The organism is Kitasatospora sp. NPDC034023, from assembly GCF_055575795.1.
The window spans coordinates 38,708-57,129 of the sequence record NZ_JBVIRY010000038.1; the positions used below are offsets into that span (position 1 = coordinate 38,708).

Sequence of the window (18,422 nt, forward strand, 5' to 3'; positions counted from 1 at the left end):
TCGACTCGGTCAGTCCCGCGTCATGTCGGCGAAGCGCGAGTAGTGGCCCTGGAACGCCACCGTGATCGTGCTGGTCGGGCCGTTTCGGTGCTTGGCGAGGATCAGGTCGGCCTCGCCCGCGCGGGGGCTTTCCTTCTCGTAGGCGTCCTCCCGGTGCAGCAGGATGACCAGGTCCGCGTCCTGCTCCAGGGAGCCGGATTCCCGCAGGTCACTGGCCACCGGCTTCTTGTCGGTGCGCTGCTCGGGCCCGCGGTTCAGCTGGGAGAGGGCGATGACCGGTACCCCGAGCTCCTTCGCCAGGAGCTTGACCCCGCGCGAGATGTCGCTGACTTCCTGCTGGCGGTTCTCTGCGCGGCGGCCGCCGTACTGCATGAGCTGCAGGTAGTCGATGATCACCAGGCCGATGCCCTCGCGCTGGTGAAGCCGGCGGGCCTTCGCCCGGATCTCCATCATGGACTGGTTGGGGCTGTCGTCCACCCACAGCGGGGCGTCGTTGATCGCGGGCAGCCGGCGCCCGACCCGGGCCCAGTCGTCCTCGGTCATCTTTCCGGCCCGCATGTGGTGCAGCGCGACCTTGGCCTCGGCCGACAACAGCCTCATGTTGATCTCGTCCCGGGACATCTCCAAGCTGAACATGCCCACCCCGATCCCGTGCCGGATCGCCGCCTCCCGGGCAACGTCCAAAGCTAGGGTGCTTTTCCCAATGGCCGGACGGGCCGCGATGAGGATCATCTGGCCGGGCTGCAGACCGTTGGTCACCGCGTCCAGGTCCGCGAACCCGGTCGGCACGCCGGACAGCTTGCCCTTGTCCCGCTTACCCAGCGCTTCCAGCAGGTCCATCGTGCCCTCCATGCTGGTGGAGGTGCGGATCACCTGCTCTTCCGTGCGGATGTTGGTGACGGCGCTGACCTCGGCCTGCGCGGTGTTGACGATCTCCTCCACGTCGCCCTCGCCCGCGTAGCCCATGCCGGCGATCCGGGTACCGGCCTCCACCAGGCGCCGCAGCACGGCCTTCTCCGCCACGATCTCGGCGTAGTAGCCGGCGTTCGCCGCCGTCGGCACCGAGTTGACCAGCTTGTGCAGGTAGGAAACTCCGCCGACCCTGGCGATCTCCCCGCGCTTGGTCAGCTCGGCCGCCACCGTGATCGGGTCGGCCGGCTCACCGGCCATGTACAGGTCGAGGATGGCGCTGTGGATCATCTCGTGCGCCGGGCGGTAGAAGTCGCCGGGCTTGAGCACCTCCAGCACGTCCGCGATGGCATCCTTGGACAGCAACTCACCGCCCAGCGTGGAAACTTCGGCGTCCAGGTCCTGCGGGGGCACCCGCTCGAAGCCGTCGGCCTGGTCGTCCTGGCGGCGCCGCCTCCGGGGCGATGCCTCGGTGCTGTCGCTCCAGTCGAACGGCTCCGACTCCGGCCCCTCGGTCGGCTCCGGCAGGTTCTGCGTGGGTACGCTGGTCATCAGATCGTTCCTGTTCGAGAGATGGGTGTGATCGGTGGCCGCCGGGGCCTGGCAGGGCTGTACCGGCGGCCTTCATGCTGTCCGGGGCGCTCAGACCTCGGCGGCGGCGCCCTCGGCTCGCATGAGCTCTTCAAGCTGGGCGAGCTTCCCCGCGCGGTCGGCCGCGTCGAGTTCGGCGTCCTTGGCGATCTTCTTCCGGTAACCGGCCGCGCGGCCGGTCCGCTGACGGCTCCGGCCGTCCCGGCTCGGCGGGATCGCCGCACGGGCCGTTTTGGTGAACAGCGCCCGGACGGCCGGCGGGACCCCGGTACCCGCGGTCTCGTCCACCAGATCGGTCTCGACCGGGGCGGTCGGGGCCTGCTCGGTGGCGTAGTCCGGCCCGGCCAGGCAGATCACGCAGGTGCTGGCCTCGCGGTTGGGGTGGTACTCGCACGGCTCGAAGGGTGCGGTCGAGCCGTGGCCGCTGTCCGAGCCGCCAGCAGCAGCCGGCCGGTACCGGGGGAGGGCACCGAGCCGGTACGCCAGCGTCTTCGGGTAGCTGTCGATCGGTCGGGCCCCGCGCTTCTCCTCCGTCAGAGCCGCTACCAGCTCAGGCCCGAGCGGCCAGCCCTGGTCCACGTGGACCTGCACCAACAGGTTCGTGGTCCGCTTCGCCACCGTGATCCCGCACTCCCAAGGCCCCGGCAGGCTACGGAGGAACTCGAACGCCGCCAGCTTCAACGCTGCGGCCTCAGCCCGGGAGGGCTTCTTGCTTGTCGCGGAGCGAACCCCTCCCCCTCCCGGTCCGGCCTCAGCCGCGACGGGCGGGACCGCTGTGGTGTGAGGGAAAGAAGGGAGGGTTTTAACCTCCGGGGGGGTGTGGGGGGGTGCAAGTTTCCCGCTTCCCGGCACCCGGTAAGCGGTCTGACCTGCGGAAACGTCCTGCCTACTGCTTACCGGGTGCCGGGAAGCGGGGTGCCCGCTTCCCGGCACCCGGTAAGCGGTCTGACCTGCGGAAACGTCATTCGTCGCACTGTCGCCCTGCTGTGCTTCCTGGCACCCGGTAAGCGCGCTGACCTGCGCGTTTGCAAGAGCCAGCGCGGCCACCTGCGCCTGCGCGCGGGCCAGCGTTTGGGGCGACGTGGTGCCCGTCCCGTGGTCCGGGTTGTCGGCCGGGTCTTCGTACGCCAGGTACACCACCGGGCCGAAGCCGCTGCCGTTCTCGCCCGGCAGCTGGAGGCGGTGGATGTAGCCGGCCGCGATGATCCGGGCGAACGACTCGTACACCGAACCCCGGCCCACCAGGATGTTCTCGTTCTTTGCGGAACGAATGCCGAGCTCCTGCAGCCGCTTCCAGAGGACCAGCGGGGTCAGCGCCTCGCCGCTGGCGATGGCGAACAGAATGTGCGTCAGCACCAGGTGATCGAGGGCGTGGACCAGGATGCCGCCGAAGGTCATCCCCCGGTACACCGTGACGGCCTTGGCCCCCGTGGCCCGCAGGACGGTTCCGGACTCTTCGATCCCGAACGCGTTGGTCACCGGGTCACCGCCGACGGGCCGGTGCCGACGGGCGACACGCCACCCATTCGGCTGATCATGCCCGTGCTGCATCCGGCGGACCCGCCACCAGGCCGGACAGTCGAGAAACGGCTGAAAACACGCATGTACGAGCGCCTCCGCCGTCGCTACCTGGCGACTCCTTCGCTGGTGCGGTTTCCCGAGGGGTGCGCTGCCGGTACCATTGAGGCAGCGCTGGGATACGGCGGTGGGTCTTGGACTCCATACGGAGCCGCACACCAACCGGCCGGCGCCAGAAAAAGGGTCGTCTCCCAGTGCGACGACTTGTTCAAGGGAACTCGGCCAGTCCGCCAAGATCGAACGAGTCCCGGGTTGAGCCCCCGCAGGCAGGATGCCGCGGGGGTTTCGCCTTTCCCAGCCGTCGCAGCCGGTCAAGGTTTTTACTTCTCCCAGCCACTGCGGCCGGGCACAACTGTGGCGGTGAGCTGCAGGTCACGCAACGATCACCGGCAGCCACCATACCCGGTCGACGGCTAAACGTCTCCGTCGTGCTGTTGCAGGGCGTAGACCCGGCGCGTCGTCAGCAGCCCCGCGTTGTCAAGCTCCTGATAGGCGTCGGTGACCAAGCGGCGGCTGAGCCCCAGAGCGTCGGCCAGCTCGCTGATCACCGGCATCAGGTCAAGCCCGTCCCCCCGGACGGCCCTCTTTGCGAGTTCCCGGTACACCCGTTCGGCGTTGACGGAGCACTCTTCCAGCCGATCGGCGACGGAGCCGGCGGGGGTCTGAGCTGTCTTCACTCGGGGATTCTCCTGGTTCGGAGGACGAAGGTGGTCGGGTTGGACGGTAGCCCTGTCCAACCCGCAACTGCCAGCTACCGGGGGACGTTGCGGTCGGCGGCCGGGGTGGTCGGCCACTTTGCGGTGCGGTCTCGCTTGATGGGGTAAGCGACTTCGAACGCCCGGCCAGCCATGACCGTCATGTCTACCGCGATCGGCTTGCCCGTCGTGCCCGACGAGGCCACGCGCGACAGCACGAGGACGGGCGCCTCCTTGGAGATTCGGAGCGCCTTCACCTCCTCCGGGTCGGGGAGCCGTGCGCTTACGTACTCGGCCCACGTCAGCGGACCGTGCCCCAAGTCGTGCTCCACCCGGTCCATCCAGCCGCCGGGCCCCGTGTCGACCTGCTCAATCACGGTCCCCCGCGCGACATCCTCAACGATGAACGAGCGGGTCAGCTGGTAGGGGTGCTCCCGGTCGGGGCCGACCACCCGCCAACGGACCAAGAGCAGTGCGCGATGGTCGATGTCCAGTCGGGCCGCAAGCTCGCTGTCGGCCGGCACCCAGGCGGGCGGTCGAACCTGCAGCGGAGGCCAGTGGCCCGCACCGGCGTTGAAGATGTAGCCGTACTCATTTCGCCGGACGGCATTGCCTCGGTCCAGTCGGTGGACCTGGACCGCCCTGTCGAGAACGACGGTCCCCAGTCGGCGAGCCGAGCGGACCAGGCCCTCAACGCGCAGGACGTTGACAGCCTCTTCGATCGTTGACCCGCTCGCCCCGTACTCGGCGCGAAGATCCACGAAGGTCGGCAGTTTCGAGCCGACGGGGAACTCGCCTGACTCGATGCGTTGGCGCAGGTCATCGGCGATCTCACGGTAGCGGGAGGTGGGTGGGCTGTGGGCCTGGTCGTCGTCCATACCCCAGACAATAGACCCGGTTATTGGGCGTCTGCAAGGCGGGCCCGGCGTGTCTCTCAAGTTCAATAGACCGGTTATTGACACTCCATCACCGGACGTGCCAGAGTCATCACATCGCCAGCCGGACCGGGATGCGACCCCGGAAAGGTGCGGTGAGACTGCACTGCCGCCGTGCCCGCTTCGGGCGCTGCGGGGCCGGGATGCGACCCCGAACCCCGCAGCTCGGCGGACCCACCACCTCACGCTTCTGAGGGGAGATCAGCCGTGTTCCACATCATCCCGGGTTCCGTCCCGCGGACCGAATCGCCCATGAGCATCCTGGCCACGAACACCGAGGTCGAGGAGCTCTCGTTCCACCTCGGTGTGGACCTGTTCGCCTACGCCGACGACCTGACCGGCGAGACCGCGGAGGAGAAGGCCGGCCGTTTGGCCGCCGCCCGCGACATGCTCGCCGACGACCCGGACCTCTACGTCCGCACCCTCGGTACCGGCACCCGCTCGGCCCGTCTGGCCGCCGATGCCGACGTTGCCGTGCTCCGTCCGACCATCCCGGCCGCCCTCGCCGCCAAGCCCTGGCTGGCCGGCGCCCGACCCGGGACGGGGGTGGCGGCGTGAAGTCCCTCGGCATCAACCCCCGCGACCTGGTCCTCGGCGTCGTCACCCGCCTGCGCGTGATCGCCCCCGTCGGCCTGGTCCTGTGGCTGCTCGGCGTCGAGATCGGCCCGGTCGTCCGGCTGCTGCTGGTCCCCGCCGTCCTGGTGATCCTGGCCGTCGACACCCTGGCGCACACCGCCCCGGCCGCCCAGGCCCCCGCCGGTGGCACCTTCCGCGTGCGGCCCGGCGCCGGGGCCAGCTGATGGCCGCCCGCCGCCCCGGCAGGGGGAACCAGCGTGCCAGCAAGCAGGCAAGCAAGCACACCAGCATGCTGATCATGGTCGGTGACCTGGCCATCCTCGCCCTTACCGGGTGGATGACCTACAAGAGCATCGCGGGCGGTCAGCCCGTGATCATCTCCCTGGCCGTCGGCCTGGTGCTCTACCTGCTCGGCTGGCTCGGCCTCCACTGGATGCTCCGGAGCCGGCGGTGAGCGCCGAAGCCGAGCGCGCCGCCGCCGCCCAGCTGGCCGAGCAGGTCGCCCGCCAGCTCGCCGAGATCAACCGGCAGATCGAGCAGAACCGCGCCGCCGACCAGGCCCGCGCCGTCCAGCCGTCCACCCCCCAGTAGCCCCGGGAGCATCCGATGAAGCAGATCACGACCGCCCTGCAGACCGCCGTCATGGTCGCCCGCCGCGCCGTCGGCGACGCCGTGTTCAACTTCCTCACCAGCACCGACAAGACCCTGTACCTGGCCGCCGGGCTCGGCGTGATGTGGGTCCTGGAGCTCGGCAGCGTGCGGATCAGCCCCACGGCCGCCACCGTCGCTCTCCTGATCGCCTTCGCCGCGGACCAGTGCGCCGCCGCCTGGTGGAAGTACGCCGCCCCGCTGCCGATCGATGACGCCCCGTACTACGAGACCCCCGGCGAGGCGATCGAGCACATGATCGCCATGGGGATCGACCCGGCCGAGGTGGAGCGCGTCTTCGACATCCGGCTGATCGACTACACCCGCCTCTACCCCCAGCTCCAGGCCGTCGAGATCGTCGAGGCCGCCGAGGCGGCCAGCCCGGAGACGGTCCGGTGAGCGCCCCCGGCCGGGCGGCCGGTGACCCGGCGGCCGCCCGCGTGATCGAGCGCGCACAGATCATGCACGACGCCAAGCGCACCGGTGACATCGACGTGATGCGCGAGACCGCCCTGACGCTGCACGAGACCTTCCCCGAGACCCCCCAGACCGAGGAGCTCCCCCGGTGAGCGAGTACCGCAGCTACACCCAGATGGCGGCCGACGCCGCCAAGACGCAGGCCGAGGCGGCGGCGCTGACCGCCGAGGCCGACATCAAGAAGGCCGAGGCGGTCGTCCTGACCGTCGAGAACGAGACCAGGGCCGAGCAGCAGCGCCGGGAGGCCGCGACGGCCGGGCTGGCCGAGGAGATCCGGCAGACCCGACTCCGGGCCCGGCTCGCCGAGGTCCGGCGCGAGCAGGACGACGTCGAGGCCCAGCACCGGCGCAAGGCCAAGGAGGCGAAGGCCGACCGCGGCGACACCGTCCGTGGCCTGGTCGTCGGCCTGGTGGCGCTGACCACCCTTGGTGCCCTGCCCGCGCAGGTGAAGTACTTCCTGACGCTGCACGACCCCAAGCAGCCGGCCCCCACCGACTGGTCCGCCTACTCCTGGTCCACCAGCTTCGTGCCGTTCGCGCTGGAGCTCATGGCGTGGGGCATGGTCCTGCTCGGCAACTTCGCCGGCCGCAAGGGGCTGCCGAAGTGGCCGTTCTGGATCGGTGCCGGAACCCTGGCCGGGTACGCGGGGTGGATCAACCTGGCGCACGGCTCGGAGTCCTTCGGCCCGACGGCCGGGTGGGCGCTCGCGGCCTGCAGCGTGGTGGGACCGCTGGTGTGGGAGGTCTTCGAGTACGTCACCGAGCGGCCCAAGGTCACCAAGCCGACCGAGAGGGAGCTCACCGAGCAGCGCAAGGCCGAGGCCGCCCGCAAGGCCCAGGTCGAGCTGGACGCCCGGCGCCGCAAGCACTTCCCTGCGGAGTGGAAGGCGTTCGAGCGGATGCTGGCCGCCCACCCCGAGGGCCAGCACCCCCGCGAGCAGGTCTGGGCCGAGGCCCGGCGGGCGGTGCGCTTCCCGGCCGTCCACGAGCGCTACGAGGAGCGCCTGCTGGCCCTCGGCGACGTCACCGGCGAGGCCCGGAAAAAGGTGTGGGGCGCCGCCTGGTCCGACGTGCACCGCGCCTCGGTTGGTGACACTGCGTCGACGTGGCGCCGCCGGGTCGAAGCTGACGCCGCACTTGAGACGGTGCTCACCGAGGCCCGCGAGCACAGCGTCTACCGGGAGCTCGACAGCTTCCTGCTGGACCTGCTGCCGGGCGACGAGGAAGACGGCGGGAGCGCCTCCGCGACGTCCGCCGGAGGCCCGTCCGATGGGCCGCCCGACACCGCTGCAGCCCTTGGGGGGATTGGGCGACGCACCACCGGCCGCCGTGCCCGCAGGGACGCCGTGGAGCCCCTCGCGCAGGCCGATCTGACGAAGGCCCGGCACTTCGCCCACGCGATCGAGGGGACGCACCGCTCCTTCTCCACCCCCGAGGTGGCCAAGCTGCTCGGGCGCTCCAAGGTCTACGCCCAGCGGGTGCGCGACGCCGTCCAGGCCGAGCTCGACAACTCCCCGCAGTAACCGGGGCGGGCCACCCGACGAAGCCGGGAAGCGGCACGGGAAGGCACCCCGCAGCACTCATCCGAACCCACCGAGAAGGGCCCACCGACATGACCGTGGACACCACCAACGAGCAGCTCGACACCGACGCCGCGGTGAAGGAGGCCGGCACCTGGCTGGCCAAGGCCGATGCCCACTACCGCCAGGCCGCCTGGCTCAACCAGCGCAGCGATTCCCACCGCCGCGCCGAGGTGGAGCTGAACCTGGCCCTCTACGCCAAGGAGCGCTCCGACGACCTGCGCGAGCTGGCCCACCGCAGCCAGCGCCTGCAGGCCGGCCACACCAGCGCCTGATCCGGAACACCTCAGCATGCCAGCAGGTCAGCATGCTGACCCGCACGAACCGGGGCCCCGTCACCGCGAGGGGCCCCGCCACCCCCCCCGCCGCGCACGGAACCGAGGAGAACGCAATGTCCGACGCCACCCAGACCCCCGGGATCGACACCGGCCCCGACGCCCTGGTGGTCGACTTCACCAAGCGCCTCGGCCCCGAGGCCCTCGCCCGGCTCCAGGGCGACATGCAGCACGCCGCGATCGCCGGGTCCGACCACGGCCGCGCCTCCGCCGGGATCGGTACGGTCACCGTTCACCCGGTCGACACCGACTCGGTGTACGACGGCGCCGCCCAGGAGCAGACCGAGGTGCTCACCGGCATGGTCATCCCCTCCCAGGCCGGAGCCGCGGAGCGCACCGCATGGCGCCACCAGCCCTACCGGCCCGTGCTGCCCCAGGCGTTCGCCTCCCGCAGCCACTTCGAGGCCGCAGTCGTGGACACGTGGGAGACCACGAAGAACCTCGGCGCCTACCACGGGGTACGCGCGCCGAAGTACATGTGGCGGGCGACCCTGACGGCCGGCCTCGGCGCGTGGGTCACCCTGCGGGACGCGGTGCGCTACCTGACCGCCGCCGACGAGTACGCCGAGCTGATCCACGAGAACAAGCGGGCGAGGGGCCGGGGCGACGTGGTCGCCGACCTGCGCAAGGAGCGCAAGATCGTGGCGAAGGCCCGCCGCCGGGAGGCGCGCACCATCGCCGCGGCGGCCGGCCTCGGCTTCTACGTCGGCGCCACCCTGTACGTCGCGCTCGCCTTCGGGCTGCTCGCGGCCTCCCCGGCCGGCCTGCTGGCCTACGGGGTGCTGCTGACGCTCGGCCGGTGGGAGAAGCAGCGCAACGCCCCCGAGGGTGAGGGCTGGCAGCTGCTGGACGTCCAGCCGCTGGACGCCCCCGGCCGGCCGGTCGACCTCGCCCGGATCACCGAGATCCTGCGCACCGTCGGTGTCCTCAAGGAAAACCAGGTGGTCGAGATGGTCGGCCTGCCGATGCGGGACAAGCACGGCGAGGGCGTGGAGATGACGCTCAAGCTGCCCGAGAACGTGACCGTGAAGACGGTCGTGGCGAAGGCCGAGCCGATCGCCGGAGCGCTCGGCATCGACACCGAGTGGCTGGACATCCGCAAGGTGGGAACCGTCAACCGGGTCTCGCTGTGGCACACCAAGAGCGACCCGTTCGAGGCCCCGCGCCGCAGCCCGCTGGTCAGCTACCTCGGCCCGCTCAACGCCTGGTCCGACGGCGTGCCGCTGGCATTCAGCCGCCGCGGCCGGTTCATCTACGTGCCGATCCGCGACTCGCACACCCTGGTCGGCGGCACCACCCGCTCGGGCAAGGGCATGGGCATCCGCAACGTGGTCGTGGGCGCGGCCCGGGACGTGCGGATCAACCTGCGGCTGGCGGACGGCAAGCCCCCGGAGCACGGGCAGTACTCGCGCGTCGCGGCGACGATGTTCAACCGTGACCCCCAGCGGCTGCTGTTCCTGCTGCAGGCCCTGGTCGCCGAGATCAAGCGGCGCGAGAACGAGTTCATGAGGGCCGGCCGGATTGTGCTGGCCGAGGACATGCTGGCGGACTACCCGGTCGAGCTGGCCGTGGTGGACGAGCTCCAGACCTACACGGGCGTCGGCGACGGCTCGCTGACGGACGAGCTGCGCGAGGCGATTCTGGACGCTCTCGTGCTGATCGCCGCGCAGGGCACGCAGTTCGGCATCCTGCTCCTGCTGGCCACCCAGTACCCGAACGTGAAGACCGTGCCGGAGATCATCCGGAGCCAGTGCGCCAACCGGTGGTGCATGCGGACCGCGAACTACAAGGGCACGAACAGCATCCTCGGTGACGGGATGTCGGGGGCCGGCTACAAGGCCGAGGAGATCAGCAAGGACTCGCGCGGCCTCGGCTACCTGGACATGGAGGGCGTCGGCATCGAGCGGGCCCGCTCGATGCTGATCGACGGCGAGAAGTCTGACGACCTGCGCGTTTCGCTGGACGCCGGGTACGAGCTGCGCGGCGAGGCCGACCGCCTGCCGGGGCAGTTCGAGGACCCGATCGAGAACTACCTGATCAAGATGACCGGCCGCACTTCGGCGGCCGGCGGCGAGGGCGGCATGGGCATCCCGGTCCTGCCCGCGGTCGGCTCGCGCGGCATCCTCGCCCAGATCCGCAAGGTGTTCGAGAAGGCCGGGAATCCCGCCTTCCTGCCGAGCGTGCAGATCGCCGAGCTGCTGCACGTGATGGACCCCTCCGCCGGGTGGGCCCAGCAGCGGGACGAGGGTGACCGGCAGTGGGCGACCCGGATCGGCGCCCGCCTGGCGGGCGAGTGCAAGAAGGCCCTGGCCGGGACCGGCCGGAGCCTGGCCAGCACCAAGGACACCGACAACAGCACGCGCGGGTTCGCCCTCGCCGACGTCCTCGCCGCAATCGGCGCATAACAGGGCAAAACGGGTGTCCGGGCAGGTGTCCGGCCCCGCAAAACCCCAGGTCGCGGGGTGTCCGGAGGGTGTCCGGACCCCACTGCGAGGTGTCCGCCACCGGACGCCTGCGGGCCCCCCGGACACCCTCCGGACACCCCGCTGACCAGGACAAACACCCACAAATTACCCCACCCGGACACCGTCCGGGCACCCCGAGAAGGCGGAGCACGATCATGTGGCAGGCCCCCGGCACCGACCCGTACGAGACCCCGGTCTACACCCCGGCCGCCTTTCCGGCGCCCCTCCCGGTGGCCTTCGGGCACCAGGAGCTCGCCCCGGCCCCGATCCCGGCCGGCCACCCCGGGATGACCGTGCAGCACGTGCTCCTCCCCGACGGGCGCACCGTCCCCGCCTACGTCCCGACCCCGGTCACCGTCCAGCCCACCCCACGTCCCGCCTACCGAGTCAGCGAGGACCCGGTGGTCGGCCGCGGCCTGGCCGGCGGGGCCTGGCTCGCCGGGGGCGGCGTCGCCGCGTGGGGCGTCGGCGCGGGTGCCGGTCAGGTGCTGCAGGGCCTCGGCGCCGTGGTGGTCAGCCTCGGCCAGCTCGCCGCCGGGGCGGGCGGTGCCGTGCTGACCCTCGCCCTGGTCGCTCTCATCGTCAAGCACCTCGCCGCAGGCACCGGCACCGGCCCGGCCGCCCTCGGCACCGCCGAGCCGGGCGCCGGCCTCGGCAGCGCGGCCGCGACCGTCAAGACCGCGGTCATCGGCGCCCAGCAGCACATCGAGGCCCGCACCGTCCGGATCAAGCACCTGCACGCCGGTGCGCAGAACGTCCAGCAGTGACCGGCCACTACCCCACCACGGAGGTACCCGCCATGACCGGCCCCGCCCGCACCGCCCCCTGGCACGCCGCCAGCATCTCCACCGGCGCCGAGACCACCGCCCGCTGGCTGGCGAGCGTCCGACCCGGCGACCTGGTCGTGCTGATCGGCCCGAGCGGGGCGGGCAAGACCACCCTGCTGGGCTCCGTCCCGGCCCACCAGGTCGTCAGCCTGGACGCCCTGCGCGCCGCCGTCTCCGAGCCGGGCGACCAGCTGGCGACGCCCGACGCGGCGGTACTCCAGCACCTGCTGCTGACGATGCGCCTGCGACGCGGGGCCACCACCTACACCGATTCGACGTCGGTCGACATCCACCATCGCGCCCAACTAGTCGGCCTCGCGCGGCAGTTCGGTGTGCGGCCGGTGGCTCTGCTGGTCGAGGCCGAGCTGGAGGACTGCCTACAGCGCAACGCGGCCAGGCCGCCGGCCACCCGGGTGCCGGAGGACGTGGTGCGCCGCCAGCACGCCCTCGCCCTGGCCGCCGCCGCCACCCTCCCCGGCGAGGGCTTCGCCGAGATCCTCCACCACCGCCCCGCCTGACCCAGGCCCTCCCCGGCCCGCACCGCCACGACCAGAAAGACGAGACCGCAAATGGGACGCTGGTTCGCCCGCCCGACGACCGCCCTCGCCGGGCCCCTGATCGCCAACGGCTCCAAAGTCGCCTGCCCGAAGTGCGGCTCCGTCACCAACCACCGGCTGAGCCGCCCCAAGCGGCACACCGAGCCCCGGGCCGTCATCCGCTGCAGCGCCGGGCACGAGTTCACCAACGCCGCCGTGCCGGTCGAGGTGGTCACCTCGGTCCGCTACAACAACGAGGGCAAGTTCGAGATCGAGGCCGGCCGCGGCGAGGCCAAGACCAAGGTCACCGGCGTCCTGGCGAAGGACTCGATGGCCAAGGAGCGCAAGGGCGGCAAGGGCAAGCAGACCGCCCTGCAGAAGGCCGCCGCCGCGAAGGCCCCCGCCGCCTCCGCCGCCGCGCCGGTCCGGCGCCCGGCCGGGGGCGGCGGCCTGGGCGCCGCCACCATCAACCTGGCCGCGGCGGCCGTCGGCACCGTCGGCCAGCTCGCCGGGGCCGTGGCCGGCACCGCCCAGGCCGTCGCAGGCGTCGCCCAGGCCGCCGCGACCACCACCGCCGCCGTGTCCCGGCCGGTCACCGAAGCGATCTCCACCGCCAAGGAGGGCATCAAGGTCGGCGGCCAGCACGTGCAGGGCCAGGTCAAGCTCGGCCTGGCCGACCGGGCCGCCGCGGCCGCCAAGTCCGCCCGGGACGACCAGTACCGGGACAACCAGGCCGACCGGGCGGCCAAGGCCACCGAGGCCGACGCCAATCGGCAGGCCAAGGCCACCGAGGCCGACGCCCGTCGCAGCGACGCCGCCAACGTCCGGTGGGATCGGGCCGCCGAACGCGAGCGGGTCCGGCAGGCCAATGCCGCCCGGCCTGTGCGCCGCAAGCCCCGCAGGTCCCGCAACGGCGATCAGCCCGCGCCGAGCTCGCCGCCCGCGGTCGACCTCAGCGAGTTCAGCTGACCATCCGGAAACCGCCGAACCGCCGGCGGGCCGACCCGGCCCGCCGGTCCGACCCCGGGCGGCCGGCCCCGCAGCGGACGGCCGTCCGACCAGCCGAAGGAGACGACGATGGCGAACGACAAGGCGAACAACCCGCCCAAGGGAGAGTGCCGTCAGTGCTGGCGGCACGCCTACGCCTCCCGCGAGGTGCACGCTCACCTCGGATGGCGGGAGGATTGCCCGGAGTGCGTGGACCACATGACCAACGGCCACCCGGCCGACATGATCGTGAAGTGACCCGCACGAAGGCCCGCCCCTGACCCGGCGGACCCGGCACCCCGACCGTGAGCCCCCACGCCGACCGGCGCGGGGGCTCACGCCTTCCCCGGCGCGGCTCGCATAGCGTTCTCGGTGCAGCCCCGGGCACCGGCCCGGCGGCACCGACGAGGGGGAGCACCGCATGACGGACGAAGAAGACCTCCGGGCGCGGGTGGCGATCCTCGCCACCGTGACGGTCGAGCAGGCCGTCGGTCTCGCCGTGTTCATCCAGGACCGGCTCCGGCCCCGGGTGGACGAGGCGCCGCGTACCGACGAACGGCGCACCGCCGAGGCGCTGTTCGACGTGGTCGGCAGCGCCGTCGCCACGCTGGAGACCTACCTGGCCCCGAAGCCGGAGCTGGACGAGCGGGTGGCAGCCGCCCGGCGCGTGCTCGCCGCGGAAGCGTGGGACGTGCTGGCCCGGACCGCCCTGCTCTGGGAGGACCACCCTCCCTACGCCCGGCCCATCTGGCTGGGCACCGACGTGATGGAGGAGATCGCGCTGCAGTCCAGCCCCGTCGGGGCCTGACCGGCAGAGGCCGGCCCCGGGTCGTTTGGGCCGGCCTCAGCCGGACCCGTTCCCGGCCAGCGGCCGGTGGAGGACGGGTTGCGCCGCCTGAGTGAACCGCAGCCGGACCCCGGAACCGCCGGCGGGCGCGGGCGGTTGGCCGGACACCGCATCCGCCGAGCCGACCGGGAGACTGCCGTGCGCCGCTTCACCACCACCGTCGCGGTCCTCGCCGCCGTCCTGCTGCCGGTGCTCACCGCCCCCCAGGTCCAGGCCGCGACGCGCTCGGCCTCGGCCTGCACCCACCGCGGCGGCCCGCAGGTCTGCATCCGGGTCGAGGGCGAAGGCGAGCACGTCAGCAAGGCGGTGGCGATCTGGACCAACCCGCCGCGCGACGTGAAGGAGCGCACCGCACACCTGCTGCTGAACGGCCGCGAAGTGGACTACCCGCAGACCGCCACCCGGCACGGTGACACGCTCTCGGCCGAATGGGGCTGGTTCCAGTTCTCCGGCCAGCTGTGCGTGACCTTCGACGGCGTCACCGGCCGCAAGGCGTGTGAGGACGTGTACGACTCCTGACCGCCGCCACGCCGTCACACGCCTCCCGCCTGCGAAGGTTGATCCGGCGAAGGATAGGACGATGAACCGCACGCAACACCGCCCTGCCGCCACGGGCACCGTCGGGAGCACCGTTTCGGCGCCGCCGCTGCTGGTGGCCGGCCCCGGTGAGGCGCTGTTGCCCGAGCCCTGGTCCGTGCGGTCCCGGCAGATCGCCGGGGCCGTGCGCTTGGGCGAGCTGGCCGAGGCCGACCGGATTGCCGGGGAGCTCCACCAGGACGTCGCCGCCGCGTGCGGCCCCGAGCACCCCGAGGTCCTGGCCGTCCAGGAGACCCGGGCCTACCTGGCCCACCTCGGCGGCGACCACCTGCTCGCCGCCCGGCTCTACCGGGAGACGGCGGCGGCCGCGGGCCGCGCGGGGGCCCCCGCCTACTGGACCGCGACCATCAACGCCCAGGCCAGCGAAGCCCTGGCCAACGGGCCCGTCCGGCCCGGCGCTCTCACGCTGGCCGCCCGGAGGCTGGCCGCCCTGCCGCCCGCCGCCCTGCGCGCGGTGACCGCCACCGGCCGGGCGGCCGCCGCCCCGGCCGGTCGCCGAACCGGCGTGGTCGTCCTGGCCACCGCCGCCGTGCTGGCCGTCGCCGCGGTCCCGCCGGCCGACCGTCCCGGCGTCCGGCCGCAAGCGGGGGCGCCGCTGGAGCTCGCCGCCGCCCCCGTACTGCTGGCGCTGGAACGGGCGCCGGCGGTGCCCGCCGTCCGCCCGCTGCCCGCCCCGGAACCCGACCCGACGGCGGCCCCGACCCCGGTGGTCGAGGAGCCCGAGCCGGAGCACGAGGACGACCAGGAGCAGGCCCCGCCGCAGGACCCGGGCCCGGTCGGCCGGCCCGCCGCACCCCGCAAGCCCAAACCGAAGCCGAGCCGCAGCGCCGCCGATCAGGACGGCCAGGCGGCCCGCCCGCAGCCGCAGGCACCCGCGAAGCAGCAGCCGGCCGCACCGGCACCGGGCGTCGGCGGGCAGGGGGACGTCTGCTCGGCCGGGAGCCAGCACGGCCTCCCGCAGTACCTGGTCGACCTCTGCCGCCAGGCGTACGGCAGGTGACCCGCGCGAGGCGCTGACCGGCGCGGGTTTCACAAACGGGCCCTCGGATGAGGGCCCGGATCTACCGGGCGTGCTCAGGCGATGAGTTCGCGCAGGTCCCGCACGGCCTGCTCGCCGCGCCGTTGGGAGGGGATCGCCCGGTACAGGTCGAGCGCCCGCGAGCGGGTCAGCCCGGTGCGCTGGTCGGACGGCAGCGCCAGCAGCGCGGCCGCCGCCCGGCGGCACGCCTGCGCGGTGTCGCCGTCGCGCTGATCGCACAGCGCGCCGTCGAGCAGCAGCAGAGTCCGCGCCTGGTGGCTGGAGGGGCCGGTGAGCGCCAGCGCGCGGGCCTGCGCCTGGCGGGCCTGGCCTGTCTCCCCGAGCAGGGTGTAGGCGTGGGAGAGGTGGATCTGCTCCTTCTGCTCCGGCAGGGTGAGCCAGGTGTCGGCCCGGTCGCCGGGGCCGAGCCGGTCGGCCAGGCGGGCGACGTCGGCGAGCGCGGCCAGGGCCTGCTCGCGTTGGCCGGTCAGGGCGTAGGCGCGGGCCGCGACGGCGGCCGCGAGCGCGGCCGAGGCGGAGGGCGCGGTGCCGGCGACGTGCCGGGCCCGCTCGGCCAGGGCGGCGGCCGCGAGGGGGGCGCCGTACGTCAGCGGGGTCATCGCCTCCCGGGCGAGCACCCAGGCGTGCAGCCGAGGGTCGCCGGCCTCGGCGGCCGCCGAGGAGGCGGAGGAGAACCAGGCCCGCGCCTCGCGGGCCTCGCCCAGGTCGTGCAGCACGACGGCGGCCATCCCGGACAACTTCCCTGCGGCATGGCAGAGTTCGGCCCGCATGGGGGCCGGCTGCGGGCGCTGGAGCAGGGGCTGCAGGTCGGCGACGTCGGCGACGATCTCGGCGAGCCGGGCCGCGGGGGCGGCGCCGCCGTACCCGTAGGCGTAGTGCTCGGCGGTCGCGGCCCAGTGGTCGAGGTCGGCGGCGGGGGAGGGGTTGCCGGTCAGCGCCAGGTCGAGGTGCTGCCGGGTGTGGGCGAGGGCGGCCAGGGCGGTGCCGGTCATGCCTGCGGCGAGGGCGCCGCGCAGCAGGTCGCGGCGCTTCACGGGGTCATCTGCCAGGACGTCATAGGAAGGCTCCGAGCTGGTGGTTCTGGCGGTGTCCTCCCAGGGTCGCGCAGCCAGGCCCATGAGCACACCGGGGATTCGCAGGCCGTCGGCGATCCGCTCGACGGTTTCCAGCGCCGTCACCCGCGCTTCGCCACGGGCCACCAGTGATACCCGCTCGGGCTTCATTCCGCACGCCTCGGCGATCCGGTTGAAGGAGAAGCCGGCCTCCCGCGCCACGGTGAAGACGGCGGCGAAGTCGCGGGCGGCGAGCGCGGCCGCGAGGTGCGGGGCCGTGACCAGGCCAGGTGGCAGGGCGGCGGGTGTCGGGTAGTCAGTCATGGTGTGCCCCAGGCGAGTTCTGGCGGTCCCGTTTCCGGCACCGTACCCATCGTGGGGCCCCCGCCGTGGGGTTACCGCCGACCCGGCACCAGGGTTCACTCGACAGTGGCCAGGCGCCGAGACACCTCTCCGCCGGCCGACCCGGCCGTGCCGCCCCGAACCCCCCGTGAACTCCGGGGCGGCCCGGCCGTCCACGCCTCCCTGCCCGCGCACTCGGTTCTGGCGGACCGCGCGAGCAGGGAGGCCCAGCCGTCCCCGGGAGGTTCCGTGAAGCCAGCAGCACGCCGTCCGCGCCGGCCCCGGCCCCCCGCCCCGCCGCCGTGCGAGGGCGCGGTGAGCCGCCGCGAGGCGTGGTTGAACCGGCCGGCGAACCAGTGGCTGGTCCCCGGGGCCCTCGCCGTCGCGCCGGTCCAGGTCGGAGGGCACACCGTGGTCCAGGCCGTCGGCGTGGTCCAGCAGGTCGGCACCCACCCGTGGCGGGACGAGGAGATACCGGACCAGGTGTACCTCCGGCCCGCCGCCGGCGGTATCGAGTGGCAGGTGCCGGTGCGCTCGGTGAAGCCCGCGCCCCCCGGCGTCAACGCCCGCTGATCCCGTATCGGCCCCGCCGGTACGGTCGTTGACCCCCATGGGCACCCGAGTCCGCGCCCCGGCTCCAGCGCCCGAGCAGATCCCCCGGAGAGAGCGATGACCAGCACCAGCACCACCCCGGACACCAGCACCGCCACCACCGCCGCCATCGCGGCCGCGTGCCGCCAGCTCGGCCTGGACCTGCCCGAGCCGGTGAACCTGACCGGTGTGCGCGACCGGATGAAGGCCGGCCACCCCACCCTGCACGAGCGACCCCGGCGGCTACTCGGCCACGCCACCCTGATGCTGGACACCGTGCTGTGGGTCGGCGGTCCGGCCTCGGAGACCGGCCGCGAGGGCCTGGCCGACGTCCTGCTGCTGCTGCAGCGCGCCCAGGCCCTCGGCCCCGACGGCCCCGGCTACGTCGTACGCCCCGACGGGGTCACGCTCTGCGCGCTCTGCGGCAACACGGCAGGCCGCGAGATCGGCGCGGCCGAGCGCGAGGGCTGGTTGGACGGCCACCGCGACATCTGTACGGCCCCCACCTATCGCGCCTGACACCTGCCAGCCCGCGCCAGCGCGCCGACGGACCCCGCGTCCGTCGGCGCGCTGGCGTTTCGTCGCACCCGCCCGCGGAACCGGCCGTGCGGGTGGTCGGCCTGCCGGGCGGGGGTCCGCCGGCGGTTGGGTGCGGGTGGTCGTCTTCCGGCATCGGCCTTGCGGCCGATCCGGCAGTGGGCGCGCACCGGGTGTGTGCCCGCGCCGTGCGGCTCCGGCGGCCGGGTGCGGGCAGGCTCCCGCGCTGTGCGGGACTTGGGAGGCTTCGCCCGCGCGCTCAGCCTCGCGGGGGGCTCC

Annotated in this window: 23 protein-coding genes; 18 read left to right on the forward strand and 5 right to left on the reverse strand. The window is 73.2% G+C overall.

Annotation, left to right across the window (positions count from 1 at the left end; genetic code table 11):
* Positions 1-9 precede the first annotated feature (9 nt).
* From dnaB to ACZ52R_RS35850, 4 genes are all read right to left on the reverse strand, one after another.
* The gene (gene dnaB, locus ACZ52R_RS35835) at positions 10-1,461 is read right to left on the reverse strand and encodes a replicative DNA helicase (protein WP_465754903.1); all 1,452 of its coding nucleotides are present in this window, start codon (positions 1,459-1,461) and stop codon (positions 10-12) included.
* Positions 1,462-1,551: 90 nt separating this feature from the next.
* Positions 1,552-2,898 (reverse strand): hypothetical protein, encoded by a 1,347-nt coding sequence (locus ACZ52R_RS35840; RefSeq protein ID WP_465754904.1) that lies wholly within the window; start codon positions 2,896-2,898, stop codon positions 1,552-1,554.
* A 593-nt stretch (positions 2,899-3,491) separates the two neighbouring features.
* Positions 3,492-3,755, reverse strand: coding sequence for a hypothetical protein (locus ACZ52R_RS35845; RefSeq protein ID WP_465754905.1), 264 nt, complete (start codon positions 3,753-3,755; stop codon positions 3,492-3,494).
* A gap of 74 nt (positions 3,756-3,829) precedes the next feature.
* The gene (locus ACZ52R_RS35850) at positions 3,830-4,651 is read right to left on the reverse strand and encodes a GntR family transcriptional regulator (protein WP_465754906.1); all 822 of its coding nucleotides are present in this window, start codon (positions 4,649-4,651) and stop codon (positions 3,830-3,832) included.
* Positions 4,652-4,960: 309 nt separating this feature from the next.
* Between ACZ52R_RS35850 and ACZ52R_RS35855 the strand changes: the two genes are divergently transcribed.
* The 16 genes from ACZ52R_RS35855 to ACZ52R_RS35930 all read left to right on the forward strand — a co-directional run bounded on the left by ACZ52R_RS35855 (position 4,961) and on the right by ACZ52R_RS35930 (position 15,582).
* On the forward strand, positions 4,961-5,266 hold the full coding sequence (locus tag ACZ52R_RS35855; RefSeq protein ID WP_465754907.1) for a hypothetical protein: 306 nt from the start codon (positions 4,961-4,963) through the stop codon (positions 5,264-5,266).
* Entirely contained in the window at positions 5,263-5,508 is a 246-nt protein-coding gene (locus ACZ52R_RS35860; protein ID WP_465754908.1) for a hypothetical protein, read from the forward strand. The genes ACZ52R_RS35855 and ACZ52R_RS35860 overlap by 4 nt, the downstream gene beginning before the upstream one ends.
* Positions 5,509-5,573: 65 nt before the next feature.
* Positions 5,574-5,738, forward strand: a complete 165-nt coding sequence (locus ACZ52R_RS35865; RefSeq protein WP_465754909.1) for a hypothetical protein — start codon at positions 5,574-5,576, stop codon at positions 5,736-5,738.
* Positions 5,735-5,875 carry a hypothetical protein gene (locus tag ACZ52R_RS35870; protein ID WP_465754910.1) on the forward strand — a complete coding sequence of 47 codons (141 nt, stop codon included), beginning with the start codon at positions 5,735-5,737 and terminating at the stop codon, positions 5,873-5,875. The genes ACZ52R_RS35865 and ACZ52R_RS35870 overlap by 4 nt, the downstream gene beginning before the upstream one ends.
* Positions 5,876-5,890: 15 nt before the next feature.
* Positions 5,891-6,331, forward strand: a complete 441-nt coding sequence (locus ACZ52R_RS35875) for a hypothetical protein (protein ID WP_465754911.1) — start codon at positions 5,891-5,893, stop codon at positions 6,329-6,331.
* Complete coding sequence (locus ACZ52R_RS35880; protein ID WP_465754912.1) at positions 6,328-6,501, forward strand: hypothetical protein; 174 nt, start codon at positions 6,328-6,330, stop codon at positions 6,499-6,501. Before ACZ52R_RS35875 ends, ACZ52R_RS35880 begins: the two co-directional genes overlap by 4 nt.
* A complete protein-coding gene (locus tag ACZ52R_RS35885) occupies positions 6,498-7,931 on the forward strand; it encodes a hypothetical protein (protein WP_465754913.1) in 1,434 nt (477 codons plus the stop codon). Before ACZ52R_RS35880 ends, ACZ52R_RS35885 begins: the two co-directional genes overlap by 4 nt.
* Before the next feature lie 89 nt (positions 7,932-8,020).
* The gene (locus ACZ52R_RS35890; protein ID WP_465754914.1) at positions 8,021-8,263 is read left to right on the forward strand and encodes a hypothetical protein; all 243 of its coding nucleotides are present in this window, start codon (positions 8,021-8,023) and stop codon (positions 8,261-8,263) included.
* Between the two features lie 116 nt (positions 8,264-8,379).
* Positions 8,380-10,728 (forward strand): FtsK/SpoIIIE domain-containing protein, encoded by a 2,349-nt coding sequence (locus ACZ52R_RS35895; RefSeq protein WP_465754915.1) that lies wholly within the window; start codon positions 8,380-8,382, stop codon positions 10,726-10,728.
* 215 nt (positions 10,729-10,943) lie between these two features.
* Positions 10,944-11,555 (forward strand): hypothetical protein, encoded by a 612-nt coding sequence (locus ACZ52R_RS35900; RefSeq protein ID WP_465754916.1) that lies wholly within the window; start codon positions 10,944-10,946, stop codon positions 11,553-11,555.
* A gap of 32 nt (positions 11,556-11,587) precedes the next feature.
* A complete protein-coding gene (locus ACZ52R_RS35905) occupies positions 11,588-12,133 on the forward strand; it encodes an AAA family ATPase (RefSeq protein WP_465754917.1) in 546 nt (181 codons plus the stop codon).
* Between the two features lie 51 nt (positions 12,134-12,184).
* Positions 12,185-13,120: a hypothetical protein gene (locus tag ACZ52R_RS35910; protein WP_465754918.1), complete on the forward strand. Its 936-nt coding sequence runs from the start codon at positions 12,185-12,187 to the stop codon at positions 13,118-13,120.
* Positions 13,121-13,228: 108 nt separating this feature from the next.
* Positions 13,229-13,396, forward strand: coding sequence for a pRL2-8 (locus tag ACZ52R_RS35915; protein WP_465754919.1), 168 nt, complete (start codon positions 13,229-13,231; stop codon positions 13,394-13,396).
* Between the two features lie 163 nt (positions 13,397-13,559).
* Entirely contained in the window at positions 13,560-13,946 is a 387-nt protein-coding gene (locus ACZ52R_RS35920) for a hypothetical protein (protein ID WP_465754920.1), read from the forward strand.
* Between the two features lie 177 nt (positions 13,947-14,123).
* Positions 14,124-14,504, forward strand: coding sequence for a hypothetical protein (locus tag ACZ52R_RS35925; RefSeq protein ID WP_465754921.1), 381 nt, complete (start codon positions 14,124-14,126; stop codon positions 14,502-14,504).
* A 61-nt stretch (positions 14,505-14,565) separates the two neighbouring features.
* The gene (locus tag ACZ52R_RS35930; RefSeq protein ID WP_465754922.1) at positions 14,566-15,582 is read left to right on the forward strand and encodes a hypothetical protein; all 1,017 of its coding nucleotides are present in this window, start codon (positions 14,566-14,568) and stop codon (positions 15,580-15,582) included.
* A gap of 74 nt (positions 15,583-15,656) precedes the next feature.
* Here the strand turns inward: ACZ52R_RS35930 and ACZ52R_RS35935 are convergent, their stop codons facing one another.
* Positions 15,657-16,997, reverse strand: coding sequence for a hypothetical protein (locus ACZ52R_RS35935; protein ID WP_465754923.1), 1,341 nt, complete (start codon positions 16,995-16,997; stop codon positions 15,657-15,659).
* A 267-nt stretch (positions 16,998-17,264) separates the two neighbouring features.
* On the opposite strand from ACZ52R_RS35935, the gene ACZ52R_RS35940 reads away from it, so the two are divergent.
* Both ACZ52R_RS35940 and ACZ52R_RS35945 read left to right on the forward strand, forming a co-directional pair.
* Entirely contained in the window at positions 17,265-17,588 is a 324-nt protein-coding gene (locus ACZ52R_RS35940; protein ID WP_465754924.1) for a hypothetical protein, read from the forward strand.
* A 96-nt stretch (positions 17,589-17,684) separates the two neighbouring features.
* On the forward strand, positions 17,685-18,125 hold the full coding sequence (locus ACZ52R_RS35945) for a hypothetical protein (RefSeq protein ID WP_465754925.1): 441 nt from the start codon (positions 17,685-17,687) through the stop codon (positions 18,123-18,125).
* Positions 18,126-18,422 lie beyond the last annotated feature (297 nt).